The sequence below is a fragment of the Streptomyces omiyaensis genome (assembly GCF_014650895.1).
In the GTDB taxonomy this organism is placed as follows: Bacteria; Actinomycetota; Actinomycetes; order Streptomycetales; family Streptomycetaceae; genus Streptomyces; species Streptomyces omiyaensis.
The window spans coordinates 34,334-60,007 of record NZ_BMVV01000019.1; the positions used below are offsets into that span (position 1 = coordinate 34,334).

Annotated in this window: 22 protein-coding genes; 11 read left to right on the forward strand and 11 right to left on the reverse strand. The window is 75.0% G+C overall.

What is annotated here, in order from left to right:
• Positions 1-122: 122 nt before the first annotated feature.
• Positions 123-2,312, forward strand: coding sequence for a M4 family metallopeptidase (locus tag IE287_RS26720; protein ID WP_189851761.1), 2,190 nt, complete (start codon positions 123-125; stop codon positions 2,310-2,312).
• Positions 2,313-2,604: 292 nt separating this feature from the next.
• On the opposite strand, the gene IE287_RS26725 is transcribed toward IE287_RS26720, so the two are convergent.
• Both IE287_RS26725 and IE287_RS26730 read right to left on the reverse strand, forming a co-directional pair.
• Positions 2,605-3,321 carry a carbon-nitrogen hydrolase family protein gene (locus tag IE287_RS26725; protein ID WP_189851853.1) on the reverse strand — a complete coding sequence of 239 codons (717 nt, stop codon included), beginning with the start codon at positions 3,319-3,321 and terminating at the stop codon, positions 2,605-2,607.
• A complete protein-coding gene (locus tag IE287_RS26730; RefSeq protein ID WP_308436887.1) occupies positions 3,318-4,223 on the reverse strand; it encodes a LysR family transcriptional regulator in 906 nt (301 codons plus the stop codon). The genes IE287_RS26725 and IE287_RS26730 overlap by 4 nt, the downstream gene beginning before the upstream one ends.
• Positions 4,224-4,281: 58 nt before the next feature.
• Between IE287_RS26730 and IE287_RS26735 the strand changes: the two genes are divergently transcribed.
• Positions 4,282-5,079, forward strand: a complete 798-nt coding sequence (locus tag IE287_RS26735) for an NAD(P)-dependent oxidoreductase (protein ID WP_189851763.1) — start codon at positions 4,282-4,284, stop codon at positions 5,077-5,079.
• A gap of 113 nt (positions 5,080-5,192) precedes the next feature.
• Here IE287_RS26735 and IE287_RS26740 read toward each other — a convergent pair whose 3' ends face one another.
• Entirely contained in the window at positions 5,193-5,765 is a 573-nt protein-coding gene (locus tag IE287_RS26740) for a TetR/AcrR family transcriptional regulator (RefSeq protein ID WP_189851764.1), read from the reverse strand.
• A gap of 104 nt (positions 5,766-5,869) precedes the next feature.
• Between IE287_RS26740 and IE287_RS26745 the strand changes: the two genes are divergently transcribed.
• Entirely contained in the window at positions 5,870-8,335 is a 2,466-nt protein-coding gene (locus tag IE287_RS26745; protein WP_189851854.1) for a glycoside hydrolase family 3 protein, read from the forward strand.
• A 47-nt stretch (positions 8,336-8,382) separates the two neighbouring features.
• Here IE287_RS26745 and IE287_RS26750 read toward each other — a convergent pair whose 3' ends face one another.
• The gene (locus IE287_RS26750; protein WP_189851765.1) at positions 8,383-9,297 is read right to left on the reverse strand and encodes an SGNH/GDSL hydrolase family protein; all 915 of its coding nucleotides are present in this window, start codon (positions 9,295-9,297) and stop codon (positions 8,383-8,385) included.
• A 265-nt stretch (positions 9,298-9,562) separates the two neighbouring features.
• Between IE287_RS26750 and IE287_RS26755 the strand changes: the two genes are divergently transcribed.
• Both IE287_RS26755 and IE287_RS26760 read left to right on the forward strand, forming a co-directional pair.
• Positions 9,563-10,057, forward strand: a complete 495-nt coding sequence (locus IE287_RS26755) for a DUF3145 domain-containing protein (protein ID WP_189851766.1) — start codon at positions 9,563-9,565, stop codon at positions 10,055-10,057.
• 76 nt (positions 10,058-10,133) lie between these two features.
• Positions 10,134-11,921 (forward strand): outer membrane protein assembly factor BamB family protein, encoded by a 1,788-nt coding sequence (locus IE287_RS26760; RefSeq protein ID WP_189851767.1) that lies wholly within the window; start codon positions 10,134-10,136, stop codon positions 11,919-11,921.
• A gap of 58 nt (positions 11,922-11,979) precedes the next feature.
• Here the strand turns inward: IE287_RS26760 and fabF are convergent, their stop codons facing one another.
• From fabF to fasR, 5 genes are all read right to left on the reverse strand, one after another.
• Entirely contained in the window at positions 11,980-13,242 is a 1,263-nt protein-coding gene (gene fabF / locus IE287_RS26765; protein ID WP_189851768.1) for a beta-ketoacyl-ACP synthase II, read from the reverse strand.
• Between the two features lie 109 nt (positions 13,243-13,351).
• Complete coding sequence (locus tag IE287_RS26770) at positions 13,352-13,600, reverse strand: acyl carrier protein (protein ID WP_030756408.1); 249 nt, start codon at positions 13,598-13,600, stop codon at positions 13,352-13,354.
• Positions 13,601-13,657: 57 nt separating this feature from the next.
• Positions 13,658-14,728, reverse strand: a complete 1,071-nt coding sequence (locus IE287_RS26775) for a ketoacyl-ACP synthase III (protein ID WP_189851769.1) — start codon at positions 14,726-14,728, stop codon at positions 13,658-13,660.
• Positions 14,729-14,746: 18 nt separating this feature from the next.
• On the reverse strand, positions 14,747-15,664 hold the full coding sequence (locus tag IE287_RS26780) for an ACP S-malonyltransferase (RefSeq protein ID WP_189851770.1): 918 nt from the start codon (positions 15,662-15,664) through the stop codon (positions 14,747-14,749).
• An 89-nt stretch (positions 15,665-15,753) separates the two neighbouring features.
• A complete protein-coding gene (gene fasR, locus IE287_RS26785; RefSeq protein ID WP_189851771.1) occupies positions 15,754-16,935 on the reverse strand; it encodes a fatty acid biosynthesis transcriptional regulator FasR in 1,182 nt (393 codons plus the stop codon).
• 82 nt (positions 16,936-17,017) lie between these two features.
• Here fasR and IE287_RS26790 point away from each other — a divergent pair, with 82 nt between their 5' ends.
• Positions 17,018-17,668, forward strand: a complete 651-nt coding sequence (locus IE287_RS26790) for a pirin family protein (RefSeq protein WP_189851772.1) — start codon at positions 17,018-17,020, stop codon at positions 17,666-17,668.
• Between the two features lie 6 nt (positions 17,669-17,674).
• On the opposite strand, the gene IE287_RS26795 is transcribed toward IE287_RS26790, so the two are convergent.
• Positions 17,675-18,856 (reverse strand): L,D-transpeptidase, encoded by a 1,182-nt coding sequence (locus IE287_RS26795; protein WP_189851773.1) that lies wholly within the window; start codon positions 18,854-18,856, stop codon positions 17,675-17,677.
• A gap of 212 nt (positions 18,857-19,068) precedes the next feature.
• Here IE287_RS26795 and IE287_RS26800 point away from each other — a divergent pair, with 212 nt between their 5' ends.
• The 5 genes from IE287_RS26800 (at position 19,069) to IE287_RS26820 (ending at position 24,813) form a co-directional block, all read left to right on the forward strand.
• Positions 19,069-20,271 carry a lipid II:glycine glycyltransferase FemX gene (locus tag IE287_RS26800; RefSeq protein ID WP_189851774.1) on the forward strand — a complete coding sequence of 401 codons (1,203 nt, stop codon included), beginning with the start codon at positions 19,069-19,071 and terminating at the stop codon, positions 20,269-20,271.
• Positions 20,268-21,890, forward strand: coding sequence for a murein biosynthesis integral membrane protein MurJ (gene murJ / locus IE287_RS26805; protein WP_189851775.1), 1,623 nt, complete (start codon positions 20,268-20,270; stop codon positions 21,888-21,890). The genes IE287_RS26800 and murJ overlap by 4 nt, the downstream gene beginning before the upstream one ends.
• Before the next feature lie 54 nt (positions 21,891-21,944).
• Positions 21,945-22,628, forward strand: coding sequence for a response regulator (locus tag IE287_RS26810; protein WP_189851776.1), 684 nt, complete (start codon positions 21,945-21,947; stop codon positions 22,626-22,628).
• A 176-nt stretch (positions 22,629-22,804) separates the two neighbouring features.
• Positions 22,805-24,208, forward strand: coding sequence for a sensor histidine kinase (locus IE287_RS26815; RefSeq protein WP_189851855.1), 1,404 nt, complete (start codon positions 22,805-22,807; stop codon positions 24,206-24,208).
• The gene (locus tag IE287_RS26820) at positions 24,205-24,813 is read left to right on the forward strand and encodes a hypothetical protein (RefSeq protein WP_189851777.1); all 609 of its coding nucleotides are present in this window, start codon (positions 24,205-24,207) and stop codon (positions 24,811-24,813) included. The genes IE287_RS26815 and IE287_RS26820 overlap by 4 nt, the downstream gene beginning before the upstream one ends.
• A 2-nt stretch (positions 24,814-24,815) precedes the next feature.
• Here the strand turns inward: IE287_RS26820 and IE287_RS26825 are convergent, their stop codons facing one another.
• On the reverse strand, positions 24,816-25,646 hold the full coding sequence (locus tag IE287_RS26825) for a serine hydrolase domain-containing protein (RefSeq protein ID WP_189851778.1): 831 nt from the start codon (positions 25,644-25,646) through the stop codon (positions 24,816-24,818).
• Positions 25,647-25,674 lie beyond the last annotated feature (28 nt).

The following is a 25,674-nucleotide window of genomic DNA, read 5'->3' on the forward strand; positions in this document are numbered from 1 at the left end:
AGCACCGCGCGGGCGCACCATAACCCGCGTCTTATGCCGGATGAGATGTCCCGAACTGGCCATGTCCACGCCCATACTCGGCGCGACGATCCGTCTCCCCCACCCTTGAACGGAGCACGACGTTGCACCCCACCAGACTCACGGCGGCCGTCGCCGCCCTGGCTCTCTCGGCGAGTCTCGCGACCGCCCTCGCCGGATCCGCGGCCGCCGCCCCGCAGCCGCAGCCGGTCCCGCCGGGCCACGGGAAGTCGCTGGCCCTGGCCGCCGCGGACACCGCCGCCGCCAGCGGCCTCGACGAACTGCGGCACGGAGCGGACGAGGACCTCGTCCGCACGTCCGTCACCCCGTGGTCGAACGGCCTCTACTACACGGCCTACCAGCGGACGTACAAGGGCCTCCCGGTCCACGGCGGCGGCGACGCCGTCGTCCTCTCCGACTCCTCCGGCAAGGTCCGCGACGTCACCGGCGCCGCGGCCCCCTCCCTGAGGCTGTCGACGGGCGCGAAGGTGACCGCGGGGGCCGCCCTCGCCACCGCGCGCGGGCAGCTGGCCGCCGTGGAGAGCGCGAGCACCCCCGAACTGACCGTGCTGCTCAAGGGCGGCAAGCCCGTCCTCGCCTGGCACACCCTGGTCGTCGGCACCACCGCCGGCAAGCTGCCCGGCTCGCTCGACACCTACGTCGACGCCCGCACCGGCAAGATCGCCCAGGCCACCGACAAGGTCCGGCACGCCGACGGGCGCGGCTACCACAACGGCAACGTCACCATCGACACCGCCGCGGGCTCCATGACCGACACCAGCCGCGGCGGCTTCAAGTGCGGCGGCCAGAACGGCAGCGCCTACACCGGCTCCTCCCCGTGGGGCAACGGCGGCGCCAACGACCTCGTCACCGCCTGCGTCGACATCATGTACGCGGCCCAGCGCGAGTCCGACATGCTCAAGGAGTGGTTCGGCTACAACGGCATCAACGGCCAGGGCGGCATGGTCCCGGCCCGCGCCGGGCTCTCCCAGGTCAACGCCTACTACGACGGCACGAAGACCACCTACGGGCGCAACCAGAACGGCACCAACCAGCTCACCGGCATCGACGTCGTGGCCCACGAGTACGGCCACGAGATCTTCGACCGGACCCCGGGCTCGGCCGGCTCGTCCAACGAGAACGGCGGCATGAACGAGTCCACCGGAGACATCTTCGGCGCGCTCACCGAGCACTACGCCGACAACCCGAACGACACCCCCGACTACACGGTCGGCGAGAAGCTCAACTTCACCGGCAACAACCAGCCGATCCGCAACATGTACAACCCCTCGCTCATCAACAACGACCCCAACTGCTACACCCAGCTGACCTCGGGCACCGAGGTGCACGCCGCGGCCGGACCGCAGAACCACTGGTTCTACCTGCTCGCCGAGGGCTCCAACCCGGGCGGCGGCAAGCCCAGCAGCCCGATATGTTCCGGCGGCCCCTCCTCCGTGACCGGCATCGGCATCCAGAAGGCCGGCAAGATCTTCATGGGCGCCCTGCTCCTGAAGACCTCCTCCTGGAACCACCCCGCGGCCCGCCGCGCCACCCTCACCACCGCCAAGAACACCTACGGCGCCACCGAGTGCAACGCGGTCAAGGCGGCCTGGAACGCGGTCGGCGTCCCCGCACAGTCCGGCGAGACCGACTGCGGCGGCACCTCCACCCCGGACTTCTCGCTCTCCCTGAACCCGTCCTCGGGCTCGGCCCAGCCGGACTCCTTCGTCACCGCCACGGTCAACACCACCACCACCGGCGGCGCCGCGCAGACCGTCCAGCTCACCGCGAGCGGCGCCCCCAGCGGGGTCGACGTCTCCTTCAGCCCGGCCTCGGTGACCTCCGGCACCTCCTCGACGATGACCGCCAAGGTCGCCGCGGGCACGCCCCACGGCACCTACCCGATCACCGTCACCGGCACGGGCTCCGCCACCCACACCGTCACCTACCAGCTGACGGTCGGCACCTCCACGCCGCCCACCGGCTGCGCGAACGCCGAGCACACCTACCGGGGCACGCTGGCCTCCGGTCAGGCCGCCGCCCAGCCGGACGGCTCGTACTACTACTCGGCGAGCGCCGGCACCCACGTCGGCTGCCTCCGGGCCCCGGCCGGCACCGACTTCGACCTCTACCTCCAGAAGTGGAACGGGGCGGGCTGGGCCGACGTGGCCGTCGGCGGCACCGCCGGTGCCGACGAGGACACCAGCTACTACGGCACCGCGGGCTACTACCGCTACGTCGTGCACGCCTACAGCGGCTCCGGCGCCTACACGCTGGGCCTGAGCGCCCCGTAGCGGGCGACGGGAGCGCGCCCCGCGACGGACGCGACGAGAAGCGCCCCGGGGCGGGGTCCTGACGCCCCGCCCCGGGGACGGGGGCGGCACGGCGGACCGGGGGTTCCGTCGGACGTCCTCACGGGCCGGGCCGCCGGAGTCCCACGGCGGCCCGGCCCCCTCCGCGTCCGGGCCCGCCCCTCCCCGGGCGGGCCCGGCGTCCCCGGCGGACGGGACCGCCCCCGCGTCCCCGGAGTCCCGCGGGTCCGCGCCTCCGACGGGACCGGCGGTCCGGCGAGGCGGGTCCGGCGCCTCAGCCCACCTCGGCGAGGACGAACCCCGGCTTCTCCGGCCCCGCGTCGGCGAGGCGCGCGCCGTCCGGGCCCCAGATCCCGGCCCGGCCGCCGCCCTCGCCGACCTCGCTCGGCCCCAGCGCGTTGGCCAGCGCGACGAAGAGGCCGAAGTCCCGGGCCCGGACCGGGTAGACGGTCTCGAAGGAGTCGTTGCCGGCCTCCAGCATCGAGCTCGCCAGATAGACCGCGCAGCCGTCGGCGGCGGCCCGCTCGGCGAGCTCGGGGAAGCGGTTGTCGTAGCAGGTGGCGAGCGCGAACCGGACCCCGTCCAGGTCGAACCGCCCGTCGGCGGTGCCCGCCGTGAAGGTCGACCCCTCGTCCCCGTGGTAGAGGTGGCGCTTGTCGTAGCGGGCGAGCGTCGTCCCGTCCGGGCCGATCACCAGGGTCGCCAGCCCCGGCAGCGGGCCCCGGCCCCGCACCGGCCCGTTGACGACCGCCGCCGCGCCGGCGGCCCGGCAGGCGTCGCGGACCGGCTCCAGCCGGGGATCGTCCTCGGCGAGCGTCAGACCGGGGCGCTCCCGGATCAGGGCCGTGTCGTAGCCGGTGAGCGACAGCTCGGCGAAGACGACGACCCGGGCCCCGGCGGCCCCGGCCTCCCGGACCAGGCCGGCGATCGTACGGACATTGGCCTCGACGTCCCCGGGGACCGGGGCGAACTGAGCGGCGGCGAGCTTCATGGCCCCCATGCTCGCAGCTCCCGCGCGGTCTCCCGCAGGAGGCCCAGGAAAGCCGTCGCCGCCGCCGTCGGGGCCCCCGGTGCGGCCGCGCAGATCCGCCGGTGCGGCACGTCCTCGGGGTGGATCGTCACGAGCGCGACGTCCGGGCGCACCGACGCCGCCGCCAGCGCGGGGACCAGCGTGACGCCGAGTCCGGCCGCGACCGCGCCCAGCTTGGCGATCCAGTCGTGCGCGAGGAGCCCCGTCCGGGGCCGGAACCCGGCCGCGACCGCGGGCCGGAAGAGGGTGTCCTCCAGCCGTTCGTTCCCGACGATCCACTCCTCGCCGGACAGCTCCGCGAGCCGCACGTCCCGCCGCCCCGCGGACGGGTGCCCGCGCTCCAGCGCCACCAGCATCGGCTCGTCCAGGAGGTGATGGAGGGTCACGCCCGGCGGCGGCGGGACGTCCACCGCCGGGCTGACCACCGCCAGGTCCTCCTCCCCGGCCGCGACCAGCCCCAGGTGCTTCACCGACGGCCCCTCCACCCGGGTCACGGCCACCCCCGGGTGGCGCCGCCGGAAGGCCGCCTGCGCCCGCGGCACGAGGGCGGCGGTGGCGCTGGAGAAGGCGCCGAGCCGCAGCAGCCCGCCGTCCAGGGTGCGCAGGGCGGTCAGTTCGGCGCGGGCGGCGGCCAGCCGGTCGCGCACCGCCTCGGCGTGCGGCAGCAGCGCCCGCCCCGCCTCGGTGAGCCGCACCCCGCGCGGCCGCCGCTCGAACAGCTCGGCGCCCCACTCCTCCTCCAGGGACCGGACCTGACGGGAGACGGCGGACTGGGTGTAGCCGAGGGCGCGGGCGGCGGAGGTGAAGGACCCGGACCGGGCGACGGCGAGGAAGGCGTCGTACAAGCCATGCGTGACGGGCATGCCCGCCATGCTAGACATTCGCTTGTCGCATGAGTGGGCCGGTCCTAGCGTCGACGGCATGGACACCACCCCGCAGACGATCGCCTTCCTCGGTCTGGGCTCCATGGGCCTGCCCATGGCCCGCCGCCTCCTCGACGCCGGACACCCGCTCACCGTCTGGAACCGCACCGCCGCCAAGGCCGCACCGCTCATCGAGGCCGGCGCCGCGCTCGCCGCGAGCCCCGCCGAGGCCGTCCGGGACGCCGAGGTCGTGATCACCATGCTGGCCGACCCGGCCGCCGTCCGCGCCGTCGCCGCCGAGCTGGTCCCGGTGCTCCGCCCCGGCACCACGTGGATCGACACCTCGACCATCGGCCCGGACGCCACCCGGGAGCTCGCCGCCCGGCTCCCCGAGGGGGTGACCCTGGTCGACGCGCCCGTCATGGGCAGCGTCGACCGGGCCGCCTCCGGCGAGCTGCTGGTCCTCGCGGGCGGCGACACCGCCCCCGTCGCGGACGTCCTCGCCCGGCTCGGCTCCGTCACCGCCTGCGGCGGGCCCGGCGACGGCGCCGCCCTCAAGCTGGTCCTCATCAACGCGGCCGTCGGGGGAGTGGCGCTGGTCGCCGAGAGCCTGCGGCTGGCCGCGGCGCTGGGGCTTCCCCGCGAGCTCGCCCTGCGCACCCTGGGCGCGGGACCGATCGGCGGCGCGGTCGGCCGGGCCACCGCCACCGGCTCGCACTTCCCGGTGGCGCTGGCCGCCAAGGACGTGGCCCTCGCCTCGGCCGTGACCGAACTGCCGCTCCTGGAGGCCGTGCACCGCCTCCTCGTCGCGGACCCCGCGCTGCTCGCCGAGGACCTGGGGGCGGTGGCGCGGTAGCCCGGGAAGGGCCGCGGACGGACCCGCGGTAGCCCGCGAAGGGCCCGGGGAAAGCCGGGGCTCCGGCGCGCGGCGGGACCCGGACCCGCCGGCAGCGGCCCCGCGCGCCGTCGTCACGCCTCGGCGGGGCCCGCCAGCAGGCGCAGGAAGTCCCGGAAGGCGCCCGGCATGTCGACCGCGGCCGGGTCCAGGAGCCACTGGTACTGGAGGCCGTCCATCACGGCGGTGAGCAGGGGCGCCGCCCGCTCGGGGGTGAGGCCGCCGGGCAGCCGCTCGCCGTACTCCAGGCGCAGCACGTCCGCCATGTTGGCGCGGACCTGCGCGTACCGCTCGGTGAAGAACTCCCGGGCCGGATGTCCGTCGGTGACGCTCTCGCCGAGCAGCGCGGAGAAGGTCTGGACGATCCCGGGCCGCATCGCGTTGTACTCCACCAGCGAGTCCAGCAGGTCGAGCCGCCAGCCCTCGCGGTCCCGGCCGCCGCTGGTGTCCCAGCGGTCGCGCTCCTCCAGGACGGCGACGAGCAGCGCCTCCTTGGTGGGGAAGTAGTGCAGCAGGCCCTGCTGGGTCAGGCCGACGCGCTCGGCGACGGAGCCGAGGGTGGCGCCCCGGTAGCCGCGCTCGGCGATCACCTCCAGGGCGGCGCGCAGGATCTCCGCGCGGCGCTCCTCGCTCCTGGTCCGTGCCATCGCCGGCCCCCTTTCCGCTGGTCCCGTGGGACAGGACCGTACGCCATGACGGATATAACGAAAAGATTACATCACCTACCGATCTACAGGTAGGCGGGTTCATGATGGCCGGACCAGCACTTCAACGCGGAGGTACGGACGTGAACGAGGACGCCGTGCGCGAGGCAGCCGTCGAGGCCGCCCTCGCCCAGCTCGACCTGGACGCCAAGACCCGGCTGCTCGGCGGCCAGGACATGTGGTCCCTGCCCGCCCTGCCGGAGATCGGCCTCGCCTCGCTCGTGATGTCCGACGGCCCCATCGGCGTCCGCGGCGTCCGCTGGACCGCCGACGACCCGTCCGTCGCCCTGCCCTCCCCGACCGCCCTCGCCGCCGCCTGGGACCCCGCCCTCGCCCGCCGGGCCGGCCGGCTGCTCGCCCAGGAGGCCCGCCGCAAGGGCGTCCACGTCCTCCTCGCGCCCACGGTCAACCTGCACCGCACCCCGCTCGGCGGCCGCCACTTCGAGGCGTACAGCGAGGACCCGCACCTCACCGGCGCCGTCGGCACCGGCTACGTCCGGGGCGTCCAGGACGGCGGCGTCGGCACCACCGTCAAGCACTTCGTCGCCAACGACGCCGAGACCGACCGCTTCACCGTCGACAACCGGATCGCCCCGCGCCCGCTCCGCGAGCTCTACCTCGCCCCCTTCGAGGCGATCGTCGCCCACGCCCGCCCCTGGGGCGTCATGACCGCCTACAACCGGGTCAACGGCGTGACGATGACCGAGCACCGCCACCTCGTCGAGGACGTCCTGCGCGGCGAGTGGGGCTTCGACGGCGCCAACGTCTCCGACTGGATGGCCGCCCGCTCCACCACCGGCGACATCACCGGCGGCCTCGACGTGGCCATGCCCGGCCCCGGCACCGTCTACGGCGAGCACCTCGCCGCCGCCGTCCGCGCCGGCGAGGTCGAGGAATCCGCCGTCGACGCCGCCGTGCGGAACGTGCTGCGGCTCGCCGCCCGCGTCGGCGCCCTCGCGGGTGCCCCCGCCGCCGTCACCGAGCACCCCGAGGCCATCGACGGCGACGCCCTCGCCCGCGAGATCGCCCGCCGCGGCTTCGTCCTCGTCCGCAACGAGCGCCGGGCGCTCCCCCTCGCGGCCGGGACCACCGTCGCCCTCTCCGGCGCCGCCGCCCGCGACGCCCGGGTCCTCGGCGGCGGCTCCGCCCAGGTCTTCCCCGAGCACGTCGTCTCCCCGCTCGACGGCCTCGCCGCCGCCCTCCCCGACGGCGCCCTCACCTACACGATCGGCGCCGACCCCAGCGAGGAGCTCGCCCCCGCCGACCAGGGCTTCACCCTCCGCGCGGTCTGCCGCGACGCCGCGGGGAACGTCCTCGGCGAGGGCACCCTGCCCAACGGCCAGGTCCAGTGGATCGGCGACGACCTCCCGGCCGGCGTCACCCACGAGGCCCTCGCCTCCGTCGAGGTCACCGGCGTCTTCACCCCCCGCGAGTCCGGCGCGCACGCCTTCGGCACCCGCGGCCTCGGCGCCTTCGCCCTCACCGTCGACGGGCGCGAACTCTTCGACGGCGTGCAGGCCATGGGTCCCGAGACCGACCCCTTCGAGGCCTTCTTCGGCTCCCCGGTCGAGCGCGGCACGGTCGGGCTCACCGCCGGCGAGACCGTCGAGGTCTCCCTCCGGCACACCCTCTCCAAGGAGTTCGCCGCCCCGCTCCCGGCGGTCATGTTCTCCTTCGTCCACCTCGGTCCCCGCCGCGACCCCGACGAACTGATCGCCGAAGCCGTCGAGGCGGCCCGTGCCGCCGACACCGCCGTCGTGGTCGTGGCCACCACCGAGCGCGTGGAGTCCGAGGGCTTCGACCGCAAGGACCTCGCGCTCCCCGGCCGCCAGGACGACCTCGTCCGCGCCGTCGCCGCCGCCAACCCGAACACGGTCGTCGTGGTCAACGCCGGCTCCCCGGTCGAACTGCCGTGGCGCGACGAGGTCGCCGCGATCCTCCTCGGCTGGTTCCCCGGCCAGGAGGGCGGCGCTGCCCTCGCCGACGTCCTCACCGGCGCCGAGGAGCCCGGCGGCCGCCTCCCCACCACCTGGCCCGTCGCCCTCGCCGACGCCCCCGTCACCGAGGTCACCCCCACCGGCGGCGAGCTCCACTACGCCGAGGGCCTGTTCATCGGCTACCGCGCCTGGGACCGGGCCGGCGCCGTCCCCGCGTACCCCTTCGGCCACGGCCTCGGCTACACCACCTGGTCGTACGACGCCCTGGAGGCCACCCCCGGGACGGTCACCGTCCGCCTCACCAACACCGGCGACCGACCCGGCCGCGAGACCGTCCAGCTCTACCTCGCGCCGCTCGCGGACACCGTGGAGCGCCCCGCCCGCTGGCTCGCCGCCTTCGCCGGCGTCGAGGCCGCGCCCGGCGAGACCGTCGAGGCCGTGATCGAACTCCCGCGCCGCGCCTTCGAGATCTGGGACGAGGAGAAGAACGCCTGGACCCTCGTCCCCGGCCGCTACGAGCTCCACGCCGCCCACTCGCTGGCCGACGCCCGCCTCACCACCACCGTGGAGGCGTAGCGCCACCCCCGAACCGCCCCGGGGCGGACCTGACGCCCGCCCCGGGGCTACTTCTCCGTGATCCTCCGGTACGCCAGCTCCGCCAGCCGCGCCTGCCCGTCGCGGCTCGGATGGAACCAGTCCCAGGTGCTCAGCAGCGTGCCGTCGAAGCGGAAGCCGAAGACCGCGCCGCCGTCGTACCGGCAGAGCTCGTCCGCCGCGCAGACCTCGGCCAGCACCTCGTTGTACGCCACCACCCGCTGGCGCACCGCCGCGCGCCGCTCCTCGGCCGCCGGCCCCAGGTCCCGCGGGTCCGCCAGCATCGATCCGCAGACGCCCAGTTCCCACACCCGCAGCGCCAGGGGGCTGGTCCGGCCGGTGTCCCACAGGCGCAGCAGGTCCGGCACGCTCGCCACGTACACCCGCGCCTCGGGCGCGTCCTTCCGCAGCCGGGCCAGCGCCGTCGTGAAGAAGTGCCGGAAGTCCTCCACCGGCGTCATCCGCGCCGCGGTCGGCCGGCAGGCGTCGTTGGCGCCGATCATCACCGTGACCAGTCCGGGCCGTTCGGCCGCCGCCCGGGCCATCTGCTCCGGCAGCGTCGCCACCCGGGCCCCGCTCCGGGCCAGGTTCCAGCTGTTCCCGGCCACCCGGCCGGCGCCCAGCAGCCTCAGCGCCAGACTGTTCACCGCCGGGTCCGTGCCGGTCGCCCAGGACGCCTCCGGGCAGTCCGCGAGGAGCGAGCAGGCGTCGAAGGCGCGGGTGATGGAGTCGCCGACGGCGGCGACGGACGAGGGGGCGACGTCCCACGGGGAGGCGGGAGCGGGCGTCGGCCGAGGCGGGGACGCCGGTGCCGGTGCCTGGGCGGGTGTCCGCCGCGGCGCCGGCGCGGCCGCCGGATCGCCGCCCGCGCACCCCGCGAGCGCGGCCACCGCGAGCACGGCCCCCACGACGGCGGTACGGAATCGTCGACGGCCGTACGGCACCGGCCCCTCCTCACGCGCTGCTGGCCTCCTGGCGGGTGAAAGCTTCGTGTCCACCCGCCCCCTGACCGACCGTACGTCACCCCGATGACGGTGCGGCACGGTAGCTTTTCCCCGTCGAACCGGCGGCGCGCCCACGCCGGCCGGCTCCGGTAAATTACATCACGTCACATGCTGTCCCTTTTCATGAGTTTTGCGGAGTTCTTCGCCTGATGCCGATGCCCGAGGCCGCTGGGAAGGCGCACCTCGTCCCACACTGGAGGTCCCGGTGACGACACGTGGAGTCCTGTACGTACACTCCGCGCCGCGCGCGCTCTGCCCGCACGTCGAGTGGGCGGTGGGGGGTGTCCTCGGCGCGCGGGTCCAGCTCGACTGGATCCGCCAGCCCGCGGCGCCCGGCACCTGGAGAGCGGAGTTCTCCTGGCAGGGGCAGGCCGGTACGGCCTCCAAGCTCGCCTCCGCCCTCCGCGGCTGGCAGATGCTCCGCTTCGAGGTGACCGCCGAACCGTGCCCGACCGCCGAGGGCGAGCGCTACAGCGCCACCCCCGACCTGGGCATCTTCCACGCCGTCACCGGCATGCACGGCGACATCCTCGTCCCCGAGGACCGGCTCCGCGCCGCCCTCGCCCGCGCCGCGCAGGGCGAGACCGTCCTGGAGGCCGAGATCGCCAAGCTCCTCGGCAAGCCCTGGGACGACGAGCTGGAACCCTTCCGCTACGCCGGCGAGGGCGCCCCGGTCCGCTGGCTTCACCAGGTCGTCTGAGGCCGTTCACCCGGGCGCGCTAGTTTCCCGCCCCTGGGCGCGCAGCGGGCGCGCGGGCGGGGGGACGACGTTGAGGGTGCTGCGCAGAACGGTCGGAGCGGCCACCGCCCTGCTGGGGGCGCTCGCCCTGGGCGCGGCACTGGTGCTCCTGGCGGGCTTCGCCCACCGGCTGGTGTCCGGCGACGCGGTCGGCGCCATGGGGTGGTGGGGCCTCGGCCTGCTGGTCCTGGTGCTCGTGCTGTTCGGCGTCTCGGGCGTGACGCTCTGGGGCGCCGATCCGGCCGAGCCGGGGGAGCGGGCCGATCAGGGGCAGCCGGTCGACCGGAAGGGGCCGGTCGACCGGGGGGACCAGGAAGAGCCGGGGGAACCGGAAGGGAGCCCGGAGCCGGCCGGATCCGCCGGACCCGCCCGGCCGGACGTGGCCGCCGGATCCGCCGGACCCGCCCGGCCGTCCGTGGTCGCCGGACCCGCCGGGCCCCCGGCGTCCGTCGCGGCCGGCGGGAAGGCCGCGAAGGCCGAAGGCGACTGGTTCGACGGCCTCGTCTTCCTGCTCGTCCTGCTGGGCATCCTCGCCGGAGGCCCCTTCGGCATCGCCGGGTACGAGGCCCTGCGGCCCGGGGCGGCCGCCGCCCCCGCCCCGCCCGCCCCCGATCCCACCGCCTCCGGCCCCTCCTCCGGTGCCGCGCCCCCCGCGGCCTCCCCCTCCGCCTCCCCTTCCGGCGCGGTCCCCGTCCCGCCTCCGCCGCCCGGCGACGCGGCCGTCGTCTGGAAGGTGCCGCCCGCCGGAGGCCCGTACGAGACGGCCCCCGGCGCCTGGGGGGCCGGGGACGCCGTCGTCCACGTCCGGCTCGACGGCCTCTTCGCGTACGCCGCCCGCGACGGCGCCGTCCGCTGGAAGCTCCCGGCGCCGCCGCGCGAGGGCGTCTGCGCGATGAGCCCGGGTGCGGGAGGGAACATCGGGCTCGTCGGGCTCGGACGGCACCGGAAGCCCTGCGCGACCCTCCTCGCCGTGCACACCGCGACCGGCGAGGTGCTGTGGCGCCGGCCGGCCGGCGGCGGCGGGCTCGCCCCGTACGGCCTCGCGGTCGGCGGGTCCACGGCCGTCGCCGCCGAGGACGGGGCGGTGCGCGGCCGCTCCGCCGAGACCGGGGAGGAGCGCTGGCGCCGGACCCCGGACCGGGACTGCGCGGTCCTCGCGCTCGACGCCGACGAGGCCCGCGCGCTCCTGGTGGAGCAGTGCGGCGCCGGCGCGCGGCTGGTCGCCCTGGAGACCCGTACCGGCGAGGAGCGGTGGCGCAGGGCGCTGCCCGTCGAGTCGCCGGCCGCCGCCGCGGTGGTCTCCGTGACGCCGCCGGTCGTCGCCGTCGACGAGGAGGACCCGCGCGGCACCCACGCGCTGTTCGCCTTCGACGAGCGCGGCACGCCCGGGGCGACCGTGCCGGTCGACGGGCCGGCCGGGACGCTCCTGGTCCCCGAGCAGGTGGCGGAGACGGGTCAGTGGGGCCGCCCGGTCGTCCTCGGCGGCCGGCTGATCGCCCTCGCCGCCCAGGGCTCCTCCCGGGCCCACAAGGTGGTCGCCCTCTCCCTGGAGGACGGCGGCACGGCCTGGGAGCACGCGACCGAGGGGACGTTTCCCGAGGCGCTCGCCCCGGAACCCGACGGCGGCCTCGGCGTCCTCACGGTGCCCGACGCCGGCCTCGCCCTCCTCGACCCCGCCACGGGGGCGGTCCGCGCCGGGAAGGCCGCGAAGGGGGCCGGCGCGGACGTCTCGATCCGCCCCCTGCTCGTCCCCCTCGCCGGTGCCCACGTCGTCGTCAACCGGGTCGCGTCCGCTCCCCAGCCGGCCGTGTTCGGCCTGCGCTGACACGCGGAAGGCCCGCCCCCGTGCACGGGGGCGGGCCTTCCGCGTTCAGGCCGCGGGATCAGACGGTGCGGAACGCCAGGACCACGTTGTGGCCGCCGAAGCCGAAGGAGTTGTTGACCGCGGCGATCGTCCCCTGGGGGAGGGGACGGGGCTCGCCGCGCACGATGTCGGCGTCGACCTCGGGGTCCAGCTCGTCGACGTTGATGGTCGGCGGGGCCAGGCGGTGGTGGAGCGCCAGGACCGTGGCGACCGTCTCGATGCCGCCGGCGCCGCCCAGGAGGTGACCGGTCATCGACTTGGTGGCGGAGACCGCCACGTGGTCGAGGTCGTCGCCGAAGACCTTCCGCAGCGCCTTGATCTCGGCGACGTCGCCCTGCGGCGTCGACGTGGCGTGCGCGTTGAGGTGCACGACCTCGGACGGCTTCAGGTCGGTGGTGTCGAGCAGGTGCTGGAGCGCGGAGGCGATGCCCCGGCCGCTCGGCTCGGGCTGCGCGATGTGGTGGCTGTCGGCCGACAGGCCCTGGCCGAGCGCCTCGCAGTAGATCCGCGCGCCGCGGGCCTTGGCGTGCTCCTCGGACTCCAGGATCACGACGCCGGCGCCCTCGCCGAGCACGAAGCCGTCGCGGCCGGTGTCGTAGGGGCGCGAGGCCTTCGTCGGCTCGTCGTTGTTCTTGGACATCGCCATCATGTTGGCGAAGGCGGCGATCGGCAGCGGGTGGATCGCGGCCTCGGTGCCACCGGCGACGACCACGTCGGCACGGCCGCTGCGGATCATCTCGATGGCGTAGCCGATCGCCTCGGCGCCCGACGCGCAGGCGGAGACCGGGGTGTGGACGCCGGCGCGGGCGTTCACCTCCAGACCCACGTTGGCGGAGGGGCCGTTCGGCATCAGCATGGGGACGGTGTGCGGGGAGACGCGGCGGACGCCCTTCTCCTTCAGCACGTCGTACTGGTCGAGCAGGGTGGTGACGCCGCCGATGCCGGAGGCGATGACGGAGCCGAGCCGCTCGGGGGCGACGCCCGCGTCCTCGCCGGCGGGGGCGGTGTAGCCCGCGTCGGCCCACGCCTCGCGGGCCGCGATCAGCGCGAACTGCGCCGAGCGGTCCAGCTTGCGGGCGAGCGGGCGGGGCAGCACATCGCCCGGGTCCACCGCGGCGGCCGCGGCGATCTGGACCGGAAGTTCGGCGAAGCGCTCGCCCTCCAGGGGCTTGACGCCGGAGCGTCCCGCAAGAAGACCTTCCCAGGTCGACGCGGAGTCGCCACCCAGCGGTGTGGTTGCGCCGATACCGGTGACGACCACGGTGCGATTGGTCGAGCTCACAGGAATTCGTTCTCCATGTGTGTGATGGTCGAAAGACGGCGCCACCGCCGGGTGGCGGACCGAGTCAGCGGGGACCGGGCCCGGTGGGGCCTGGTCCACCAGGGCCGAATCAGGCCTGGTGCTTGAGGATGTAGTCGACGGCGTCGCCCACGGTCTTGAGGTTCTTGACGTCCTCGTCGGGGATCTTGACGTCGAAGCGCTCCTCGGCGGCGACGACGACCTCGACCATGGACAGGGAGTCGACGTCCAGGTCGTCGGTGAAGGACTTGTCCAGCTGGACGTCCTCGACCGGGATGCCGGCGATCTCGTTCACGATCTCGGCGAGACCTTCGACGAGCTGCTCCTGGGTGAAGGCCATGGTGGCGCTCCTTCTGTGGTTGCTTCGGTGGGTGGGCTTCCGGGAGATCCCGGTCGCCTAGGGGAGAGTAACGACCGTCGCGGCGAACACGAGACCCGCCCCGAAGCCGATGACGAGCGCGGTGTCGCCGCTCTTCGCCTGTCCGGTCGCCAGGAGCCGCTCCATCGCGAGCGGGATCGAGGCGGCCGAGGTGTTGCCGGTGGTCTCGACGTCACGGGCGACCGTGACGTGCTCCGGCAGCTTCAGGGTCTTCACCATCGAGTCGATGATCCGCATGTTGGCCTGGTGCGGGATGAAGACGTCCAGGTCGTCCGCCGTGATGCCGGCGGCGTCCAGGGCCTGCTGCGCGACCTTGGCCATCTCGAAGACGGCCCAGCGGAAGACCGCCTGGCCCTCCTGCGTGATGGCCGGGAACTTGATCTCCCCCGCCTCGTTGAGGGGGAGGGCGGAGACGTCGCCGGTGGGGGTCCCCCCTGCTCGAACGGAGCCGAGAACGTGGGGGTGGAACTCGTTCCAGGGGACGGTCTGCTTGATCGTCTCCGACTTGTCGCCCTCGGAGCCCCAGACGGTGGGGCCGATGTGCGGCACGTCGGAGGGGCCGACCACGACGGCGCCGGCGCCGTCGCCGAACAGGAAGGCCGTGGCGCGGTCCTCCAGGTCCGTCAGGTCGCTGAGCCGCTCCACGCCGATCACCAGGACGTACTCCGCGGAGCCCTCGACGATCATGCCCTTGGCGAGGGTCAGGCCGTAGCCGAAGCCCGCGCAGCCGGCGGAGATGTCGAACGCGGCCGGCTTGCCGGCGCCGATCTTGTCGGCGATCTCGGTGGCGACGGCCGGGGTCTGCTTGAAGTGCGAGACGGTGGAGACGACGACGGCGCCGATCTGCTCCGGGGTGATCCCGGCCTCGGCGATCGCCTTCCCGGAGGCCTCCACCGACATGGCGGTGACGGTCTCCTCGGGGGAGGCCCAGTGGCGGGTGGAGATGCCCGAGCGCGAGCGGATCCACTCGTCGGACGAGTCGATCTTCTCGAGGATCACCTCGTTCGGCACGACCCGGGCCGGGCGGTAGCCGCCGACGCCCATGATCCGCGCGTACGGGGCGCCCTTGCTGGGCTTGATCTTCGACATGCTTCTCGACACTCCTCGTCAGACGGCCGTGTGCTCGGCGACGAGCGTACGGGCCGCGTCCAGGTCGTCGGGAGTCTTGAGGGCCGCGGTGGCCACGCCCGGCAGCGCGCGCTTGGCGATGCCGGTGAGGGTGCCGCCGGGGCAGACCTCGATCAGCGCGGTCGCGCCGAGGGACCGGAAGGTCTCCATGCACAGGTCCCAGCGGACCGGGTTGGCGACCTGGCCGACCAGGCGGGAGAGGACCTCGTCGCCGGTGGCGACGGTCCGCCCGTCCTTGTTGGAGACGTACGGCACGGTCGGGTCGGCCGGGGACAGCTCCCGGGCGGCCTGCTCCAGGGTGGCGACCGCGGGGGCCATGTGGTGCGTGTGGAAGGCGCCCGCGACCTTCAGCGGGACGACCCGGCGGACGCCCTCGGGCTTGTCCGCCTCCAGGGCGGCCAGCTGCTCCAGCGTGCCGGCGGCCACGATCTGGCCCGCGCCGTTCACGTTGGCCGGGGTCAGGCCCAGCTTCTCCAGGTGCGGGACGGTCACCTCGGGGTCGCCGCCGAGCAGCGCCGACATGCCGGTCGGGGCGATCGCGGCGGCGTCGGCCATCGCCAGGCCGCGGGTGCGGACCAGCTTCAGGGCGGCGGTGCCGTCGAGGACACCGGCGAACGCGGCGGCGGTGAACTCGCCGACGCTGTGGCCGGCGACCGCGCCGGGGGCGGTGACGCCGAGGGCGTCGGCGGAGAGCAGGCCGGCCGCGACGAGCAGCGGCTGGGCCACGGCGGTGTCGCGGATCTCGTCCGCGTCCGCCTTCGTGCCGTAGTGGACGAGGTCGAGTCCGATGGCGTCGGACCAGGCAGCGAGGCTGTCGGCGGCGCCGGGGAGTTCGAGCCAGGGGGTCAGGAAGCCGGGCGTCTGGGCGCCTTGGCCGGGAGCGACGAGTACGAGCACCCTCACACTCTCTCTTGGGGACGGCGTCCGGCGCCCGTGGGGACTAGGACGAAGAACCGTCGGGGTAATTGTCGGTGTTCGACAAAAGTCTAGGACTGCCCCTCGGCCTCGGCCAAGCGTCCGAGGATCAGGGCGATCCGCAGGGTGAACGCGGAACGGACGTCGGAGGGTGACCAGCCGGTGACGTCGGTCACACGTCGGAGCCGGTAGCGCACGGTGTTCGGGTGGACGAAGAGCATTCTCGCCGCGCCTTCGAGACTGCTGGCCTGCTCCAGATAGACACTCAGAGTTTCCAGCAGCGCCGAGCCCGCTTCCTCCAGCGGTCTGTAGATCTCCTCCACCAACTGCTCGCGGGCCGAAGGGTCGGAGGCGATGGCGCGCTCGGGCAGCAGGTCGTCCGCGAGGACCGGCCGCGGCGCGTCCTGCCAGGCCGTACAGGCCTTCAGCCCGGCCGCCGCGGCCTGTGCGGAACGGGTCGCCGCCAGCAGGTCGGGCACCACCGGACCGGCCACCACCGGACCCGCCGCGTACGGCCCGATGAGCGCCTTCGCCACCCCGAGCGGATTGTCGGAACCGCCCGCGATCACCACGAGCCGGTCGCCGAGCACTCCGGTCAGCACCTGCAGCTTGGCGTGCCGGGCCGCCCGCCGGATCGCCTCCACGGTCAGCTCGCTGTCCCCGTCGGGGGCGGTGCCGAGGACCACGCACACGTGGTTCGGGGAGTTCCAGCCGAGCGCCGCCGCCCGCGACACGGCGCCCTCGTCGGCCTCGCCGGACAGCACCGCGTTCACCACCAGCGACTCCAGGCGCGCGTCCCAGGCGCCGCGCGCCTCCGCGGCCTGCGCGTACACCTGGGCGGTCGCGAAGGCGATCTCCCGCGCGTACACCAGCAGCGCCTCGCGGAGCACCGACTCGTCGCCGGGTGCCGCGACCTCCTCGATCGCGACCTCCATGACCTCGATCGTCGTCCGGACCATCTCCACGGTCTGCCGCAGCGTGATCGCGCGGGTCAGCTCGCGCGGCGCCGTGCCGAAGACGTCCGTCGAGATCGCCTGGGGGGTCTCGGGGTGCCGGAACCACTCGGTGAACGCGGCGATGCCCGCCTGCGCGACCAGTCCGATCCACGAGCGGTTCTCGGGCGGCATCGCCCGGTACCACGGCAGCGTCTCGTCCATGCGGGCGATGGCGTCGGCGGCGAGCCGCCCGGAGGACTGTTCGAGGCGCTTCAGGGTGGCGGTGTGCGGATGAGCGGCGTTCGTGGGTTCAGACACGGGGACAAGACTGCCTCATCCGGGCGCCGACGTGCGGGGTCGGGGCGGTTTCACCGCAGAGGGCCCCGCTACCGTACGGAGGGTGATCCGCATCCAGCGCGCCGGCGACCGCTACCCGGGCGGCGACCCCGAGGCCGGCATCGAGACCCGGCACGCCCTCTCCTTCGGGCCGTACTACGACCCGGACAACCTCCGCTTCGGCCCGCTCCTCGCGGTCAACGAGGAGCGGCTGGCGCCCGGCGCCGGCTTCGACGAGCACCCGCACTCCCACACGGAGATCGTGACCTGGGTGGTCGAGGGCGAGCTCACCCACCGCGACACCACCGGCCGCGAGACGGTGGTCCGCCCCGGCGACCTCCAGCACCTCTCCTCGGCGGCCGGCGTCCGGCACGTCGAGCGCAACGCCGGGGACGCGCCCCTGGCCTTCGTCCAGATGTGGCTGGCCCCGCGCGAGACCGGCGGGGAGCCCGCGTACACCCTCCTCCGCGGCCTGCCGGACCGGTACGAGCTGCCGGCCGCCGGCGCCGTCCTCCACGTCCACCGCCTGGCGCCCGGCGAGGAGGCGGAGCTGCCCGGCGCCGCCGCCCTCTACGTCCACGTGGTCCGGGGGGCGGTCGCCCTGGCCGGCGAGGAACTGGCGCCCGGCGACGCGGCACGCGTGACGGAGGCGGCGGGGCTGACGCTCCGGGCGACCGCCGACGCGGAGGCACTGGTCTGGGCGGCGGACGCCTGAGGCCCTTCAGCCCAGCGCGCTCTTCGCCTTCCAGGCCGGCCAGGACAGGTTCCACGCCCCGTAGCCGTTGCCCTCGGCGACGACGCCCTTCGTGTCGCCGCCTCGGATCTCGAACGGGTCGCCGACGTTCACGCTCGCGTAGAACGACGCCGCGTCCTCGGTGCTCATCCCGATGCACCCCGAACTGGCGTTGACACGGCCGAAGTTGCCCGCGTTCCACGGCGCCGCGTGCGCGTACATCCCCGACCACGTCAGCCGCATCGAGTAGTCGACCATCTTGTCGTAGGCGTCGCCGAGGCCGACCGTCTCCGAGTTCATGTTGATCGTCCCCTCCTTCGCCATCAGCACGGCCGTGCCCCGCCAGGACCGCTTGTCGCCGCCGGGCGTCCCGCCGGAGACCGGGATCGTCCGGACCGCCCGCCCGTCCTTGACCAGCGTCAGCCGCTTCGCGTCCAGGTCGACCTTCACCACCTGCGAGGCGCCGATCGTGAAGCCGGTCCGGTAGTCGCGCACGAACCAGCCGTCACCGGAGTCCGTCCCGTTCAGGTCCGCCTCCAGCGTGACCCTCGTCCCCGGCTTCCAGTACTCCCGGGGCCGCCAGTCCACCCGGTCCCGGCCGGAGTGGTCGGTCACCCAGCCCCACGACCCCTCGGTGCCGTTCGAGGTGGTGACCTTCAACTGCCGCTCGACGTCGGCCTTCCGCGTCACCGGCCGGTCGAAGACGATCGACAGCGGCTGCCCGATGCCGACGGTGGTGTTCTTCCCGGGCGCCAGCGTCAGCCTGTTGACCCGCTCGGCCTTCTCCGTGGAGAAGGTGGACCGCGTCGTGGTCTCCTTCCCGCCGGCGGTGCGGGTGACGGCCTCGACCGTGTACGAGGTGCCCGGCGCCGCCTTCCGGTCCGAGGTCCAGCGCGCCCCGCCCGCCGCGGACCTCCCGGCGAGCTTCCCGCCCTCCGCGTCCGTGACCGTGACCGACGAGAACGTCCCGCCGGCCGCCGCCACCGTCACCGGCTTCCCGGCCACCCGGTCCACGACGGTCACCTTCGCGGGCGGCCCGTCCTGCGCCGCGCCCCGCGCGGGGGCCCCCGAGGAGTCCGGACCGCTCGCGGCCTGGGCCGTGCAGGCGGTGAGGGAGACGACCAGGGCCACGGCGGCGAGAGCGGGCCGGGACGTGCGTATCGGCGGCACGGAGCACCTCCAGAAGAGGAGAGAAAAGAGTGGGATGCCCGGACTCTAGGCCGCCCCCGCCGGCCCGCGCCCGGCTCGGGGCCCATGTGACGAGGGCTGATGAAGAACGGTCACCGTCCCGTCACACACGCCGCGCGGACCCGTCTCATCCGGCTGTGAGCCTGCTGTGCGCCGCGCCACCGGGGGGCGGCAGGACCAAGGAGGCTCCCGTTGTGTCAGCGCTGCTCGTGACGCCCGCACCCGCGAAGCGCCGCCCCGCCCCGGCGCCGCCCGCCGGCCCGCTCCGGCTCGGCCCCGTGACCCCCGAGGTGTACCGCGCCTTCCTCGCCTCCCGCGCCACGGGACCGGACGGCCCCAGCTTCCTCCAACTCCCCTCCTGGGCCCAGGTCAAGGACGGCTGGACCCACCAACTCATCGGCTGGGGACCCGAGTCCGGACAGCTGACCGGCGTCGCCCTCGTCCTGCTGCGGGCCTTCCCCGGCACCCGGAGGCACTTCGCCTACCTCCCCGAGGGCCCCGTCGCCGACTGGGCCGACCCCGGCCTCGACCGCTGGCTCGACCCGCTCCTCGCCCATCTGAAGGCCTCCGGAGCCTTCGCCGTCCGCATCGGGCCCGGCCCCGACCACCGCCGCTGGGCCGCCGCCACCGTCAAGGCCGCCACCGGCCCCGGCCGCCGCCTCGGCGACGTCCTCGCCGACGAGGTCGACCCGCTCGGCACCGCCGTCGCCGAACGGCTCCGCGCCCGCGGCTGGAAGCGCTGCGGCGGCGACTCCGAGGACGGCGCCGACGCCCAGCCCCGCCACGTCTTCCAGGTCCCGCTCACCGGCCGCACCCCCGACGACCTGTGGTCCGGCCTCAACCAGGAGTGGCGGCGCAACGTCCGCAAGGCCCGCAAGTCCGGCGTCGAGATCACCGTCGGCTCCGCCGCCGACCTCCCCGAGTTCCACCGGCTGCTGCGCGTCACCGAGGAACGCGACGGCTTCCGCCTCGGCCGCTCCCTCGCCTACTACGAGCGCCAGTACGCCGTCCTCAACGCCGAGCACCCCGGCCGGATGCAGCTCTACCTCGCCCGCCACGAGGGCGAGATCCTCGCCGCCCACACCATGATCACCGTCGGCCGGCGGGTCTGGTACCAGACCGGCGCCTCCGCCGACCACCGCCGCGAGGTCCGCCCCTCCAACGCCCTCCAGTGGCGGATGCTGCTCGACGCCCACGCCCTCGGGGCCGACGTCTACGACCTGCGCGGGGTACCCTCCACCCTCGATCCGGACGACCGCGCCCACGGGCTGCTGCGCTGGAAGCTCGGCACGGGCGGACAGGTCGTCGAGACGCTGGGGGAGTGGGAGACACCGATGCACGGCACGACCAACCAGGCGCTCTACCGCGCCTTCCAGGCCTACCTGGCCCGCCGATGACGACGCTCACCGCCGGACCGGCGACGAAGACCGAAGCGCCCTCCGCGCTGCGCAGCGGCGCCCTCATGGCCGCCGGCTCCCTCGTCTCCCGCGCCACCGGCTTCGTCCGCGCCGCCGTCGTCGCCGCCGCGCTCGGCGCGGGCCTGGTCGCCGACGGCTACGCGGTCGGCAACTCCGTCCCCACCATCGTCTACATGCTCCTCCTCGGCGGCGCCCTCAACGCCGTCTTCGTCCCCGAACTGGTCAAGGCCGCCAAGGAGCACGAGGACGGCGGCGCCGCCTACACCGACCGCCTCCTCACCCTCTGCGCCCTCGCCCTCGCCGCCCTCACCGCCACCGCCGTCCTCGCCGCGCCCGCCCTCGTCGACGCGTACACCGACTACACCGGCGGCCAGCGGGACCTCACGATCGCCTTCACGCGCGCGTGCCTCCCGCAGATCCTCTTCCTCGGCCTCTTCACCCTCCTCGGACAGGTCCTCAACGCCCGCGGCCGCTTCGGCGCCATGATGTGGACCCCCGTCCTCAACAACGTCGTGGTCGTCGCCGTCTTCGGCCTCTTCCTCCTCGTCGGCGACGGCGGGGAACTCACCGCGGGCGAGACCGCCCTCCTCGGCTGGGGCACCACCGCCGGCATCGCCGTCCAGGCCCTCGCCCTCGTGCCCTCGCTGCGCGCCGCCCGCTTCCGCTTCCGGCCCCGCTTCGACTGGCGCGGCAGCGGCCTCACCGCCCCGCTGCGCGCCGCCGGCTGGCTCGTCCTGCTCGTCCTCACCAACCAGGCCGCCTACTGGGTCACCACCTGGGTCGCCACCTCCGCCGGCACGGACGCCCGCACCGGCGGCGCCGGCCTCGCCGCCTACAACAACGCCTACCTGCTGTGGGCCGTCCCGCACGGCATCGTCACCGTCTCCCTGGTCACCGCCCTGATGCCCCGGATGAGCGCCGCCGCCGCCGCCGGGGACCTCGCCGCCGTCCGCCGCGACGTCGGCTACGCCCAGCGCACCGCCGCAGCCGCCGTCGTCCCCGCCGCCTGCGCCCTCCTCGCGCTCGCCGTCCCGCTGATGTCGGCCGTCTTCGGACACGGCGCGACCGGCCCCGCCGACGTCCGCGCCATGGCCTGGACCCTGATGGCCCTCGCCCCGGGCCTCATCGCCCTCTCCGGGCAGTACGTCTGCACCCGCGCCTTCTACGCGCTCCGCGACACCCGCACCCCCTTCCTGCTCAACCTGGTGATCGCCGGCCTCAACGCGCTGCTCTCCCTCGCCGCGTACCACTGGCTGCCCACCCGCTGGACCGTCACCGGCATGGCCGCCGGCTACTCGCTCGCCCTCTGGGCGGGCTGGGCGCTCACCGCCCACGTCCTCCGGCGCCGGCTGCCCGCCTCCGACGACGGCGGGACCGGCCTCGGCCGCCTGCTGATCGCCGCCGTGCCCGCCGTCGGCTACGGCCTCCACGTCACCGACGGCACGGCCCCCGCCGGCGCCGTCGTCTCGGGCCTCGCCGGCGCCGCCGCCGTCCTCGGCACCTTCGCCGCCCTCGCCCGGCCGCTGCGCCTCACCGAGGTCGCCGCCCTCCTCACCGCCGCCGCGGGCCGCGCGCGCCGCCTCGCCCGCCGGGCCTGACCGCACACCGGGGCTCCCCGCGGGGCCCTCCACCGACCTTGGGATACTCCACGAATGCCTCGCGTGCTCCTCATCGAAGACGACCCCTCGGTCCGTGAAGGCGTCGAGCTCGGGCTCCGGCGCCGCGGGCACGAGGTGCGCACCGCCGCCACCGGGGAGACCGGACTCGCCGCCCTCGGGGAGTTCCGCCCCGACCTGCTCCTCCTCGACCTCATGCTGCCCGGCATGAACGGCGTCCAGGTCTGCCGACGGGTCCGCGAGACCAGCCAGCTCCCGATCATCATGCTCACCGCCCGAGGCGACGACTTCGACGTCGTCATCGGCCTGGAGGCTGGCGCCGACGACTACATCGTCAAACCGGCCCGCACCGAGGTCATCGAGGCCCGCATCCGCGCCGTCCTGCGCCGCATCGAGGAGCCCGGCGGCGGCCGGCCCGCCGTCGAGCACCACGGCGACCTCGCCGTCGACCGGGCCGGACTCACCGTCGCCAAGGGCGGCGAGCGCCTCGCCCTCGCCCCCTCCGAGCTCAAGCTGCTGCTCCACCTCACCGCCGCCCCCGAGCAGGTCTTCAGCCGCCAGCAGCTCCTGGAGCACGTCTGGGAGCACAACTACCACGGCGACGCCCGCCTCGTGGACGCCTGCGTGCGGCGGCTGCGCGCCAAGATAGAGGACACCCCCGGCGACCCCCGCTACATCCAGACCCTGCGCGGCTTCGGCTACCGCTTCGGACCGCTGTGAAGGCCTGCGTGCACCCCCGCGAGGAGCCGGGGACCGACCCGGCGGACCTCCCGGGCGGGACGGCGCACGGGCGGGGCGCCGGGCGCGCCGGCGACGCGGAGGCGGGCGGCGACACCGGTCCGCACCGGGCGCGCGCCCGGCTCCGCCGCCCCCGCCCCTTCGGACTGCGCACCCGCATGGTCTTCGCCTTCCTCCTCGTCGCGGCCGTCAGCTGCGGCACCACCGCCGCCCTCACCTACCGGGCCGCCCGCAGCGCCATCCTGGAGCAGACGCAGAACACCGCCGTCTCCGCCTTCCGCGAGCAGGTCGACGCCCTCGCCCTCGACCTGCCGCTCGACGAGACCATCCTCCGCGAGATGCTGCTGAACATCGCGCGGCAGGGAAAGCCCCGCCCCTGGCGGGTCTACGCCGAGTACGGCGCGCTGCGCGTCTCCTCCACGGACCGCCCCGCCTCCTCCGTCCTCACCCCGGAGCTGAAGGCCCGCGCCCACGCGCGCGAAGGCGTCCCGCACACCTCCTTCCAGCGGGTGGTCAAGGGCGGCACCCCCTATCTGACGATGGCCGTCCCCGCCGTCTTCCGCACCCACCACGAGCAGGGCACCGCCCAGCCCAGCGGCCTGGTGGTCTACGCCGTCATGGAGCTCCGCGAGGACGAGGCCAACATCGAGGCGCTGGTCACCGCCGCCCGGGACGGCGCCCTGCCCGCCCTCGCCATCGCCCTGATCCCGGCGCTGCTCGCCGCCCGCGGCGTCCTGCGCCCCGTCCGCGAACTCCGCCGCGCGGCGCAGAGCATGGGCCGCGGCAGGCTCGACACCCGCATCCACGCCAAGGGCAGCGACGAACTCTCCGAACTGGCGCGCACCTTCAACGAGTCCGCCGCCGAACTGGAACGCTCCGTCGCCGAGCTGCGCCGCGCCGAGGCCCGCGCCCGCCGCTTCGCCTCCGACGTCTCGCACGAGCTGCGCACCCCGCTGGCCGGCATGCTCGCCGTCACCGAGGTCCTCGACGAGGACGCCGGCGCCCTGGACAGCGACACCGCCCGCGCGGTCCGGCTGATCAGCGCCGAGACCGTCAAGCTCGCGGTGCTGGTGGAGGACCTGATGGAGATCTCCCGCTTCGACGCCCGCGCCGCCGAGCTCCACACCGACGAGGTCGACGTCGCCGACTGCGTCCGCAAGACCCTGATCAGCCGGCGCTGGACCGACCCCGAGCAGGTCCACGCCGCCCTCGGCGAGGGCATCCGGGCCCGGCTCGACCCCCGCCGCTTCGACGTCGTGGTGGCCAACCTGGTCGGCAACGCGCTGCGGCACGGCCGGCCGCTGGTCACGGTCCGGGCGTACGAGGACGAGGACGGCGCGCTCGTCGTCCAGGTCTCCGACCGGGGGCCGGGCATCCCCCCGGAGGTCCTGCCGCACGTCTTCGAGCGCTTCTACAAGGCCGACCCGGCCCGCACCCGGTCGACCGGCAGCGGCCTCGGCCTGGCGATCACCCTGGAGAACGTCCGCCTGCACGGCGGCACCGTGCGGGCCGCCAACCACCCGGCGGGCGGCGCCGTGTTCACGGTGAGGATCCCGCTGTGAGGCGCCGGGCGGCCGGGGCCGCGCTGCTCGCCGCCCTCGTGCTGACCGGCTGCGGCATCCAGGGCAGCGAGGTCGTGGAGGCGGGCATCGCCCCCACCGTCGCCGTCCGGCCGGCCCCCGACAACCGGATGCTGCTCTACTTCCTCGGCCCCGACGGGGAGCTGATGCCCGTCTCCCGGGACGTCGGCTTCCCGTTCGTGCCCGTCCCCGAGCAGACCCTGCCCGGGGACGGGGGCGAGGTCCGGCAGGACCGGTGGCAGCCCGGCGGCTCCGGGACGGGCCCCGGCACCGATCCGCGCGTCTCCCACCTGGCCGCCACGAAGGTGCTCGCCGCCCTCCTCGCGGGCCCCGGCGCCGCCGACCGCCAGGCGGGCCTCACCACCGACCTCCCGGCGAGCGGCGAACCGATCCGCGTCGAGTCGGAGGCGGCGGACGGGCTCCGCCTCCTGACGCCCTTCCTCACCCACGAACTGTCGGAGCGCGCCGTCACCCAGCTGGTGTGCACGGCCGCCTACGCGGTGGATCCCGCCGGCGCGCCCGCGGTCACCGTCCAGGGCCCGGACGGCGCCCTCCCGCCCGCCACCTGCGGGCCCGGGGAATCCTGAGGTCAGCGCCGGAGGTCGGCGAGGACCGCGTCGGTGAAGGGGGTCCACGCCTCGATCGCCCACGGCCCGAAGGCCCGGTCCGTCAGCGCCACGCAGGCCGCCCGCGCGTCCGGGTCGACCCACAGGAAGGTCCCGGACTGGCCGAAGTGGCCGAAGGCGCGCGGCGAGGAGGTGGTGCCGGTCCAGTGCGGGGCCTTGGAGTCCCGGATCTCGAAGCCCAGCCCCCAGTCGTTGGGCCGCTGGTGCCCGTAGCCGGGCAGGATGCCGGTGAGCCCGGGGTACGCGACCGTCATCGCGTCCAGCACCGTGCGGGCGTCGAGCAGCCGGGGCGCCTGCACCTCGGCCGCGAAGCGCACCAGGTCGTCCACGGTCGACACCGCGTCCTTGGCGGGCGAGCCGTCCAGGCTGGTCGCGGTCATGCCCAGCGGCTCCAGGACCGCCTGGTGCAGATAGTCCGCGAAGGGGATGTCCGTCGCCTTGGCGACCAGGTCGCCCAGGACCTCGAAGCCGGTGTTGGAGTAGATCCGGCGGGTGCCCGGCGCCGCCTGCACCCGGTTCTCGTCGAAGGCGAGCCCCGAGGTGTGGGCGAGCAGGTGCCGCACGGTCGCGCCCTCGGGCCCGGCCGGCTCGTCGAGGTCGATCGCCCCCTCCTCGTACGCGACCAGCACCGCGTACGCCGCCAGCGGCTTGGTCACCGAGGCGAGCGGGAAGCGGTGCCCGGTCGGCCCGTGGCGCCCGGCCACCGTGCCGTCCGCGCGGACCACGGCCGCCGCCGCGGTGGGGACGGGCCAGTTCTCGATCGCCGCCAGGCTCGGCAGGCTGCTGCTCTCCATGGGGCCGAGCCTACTTGTTCGGGTTTCC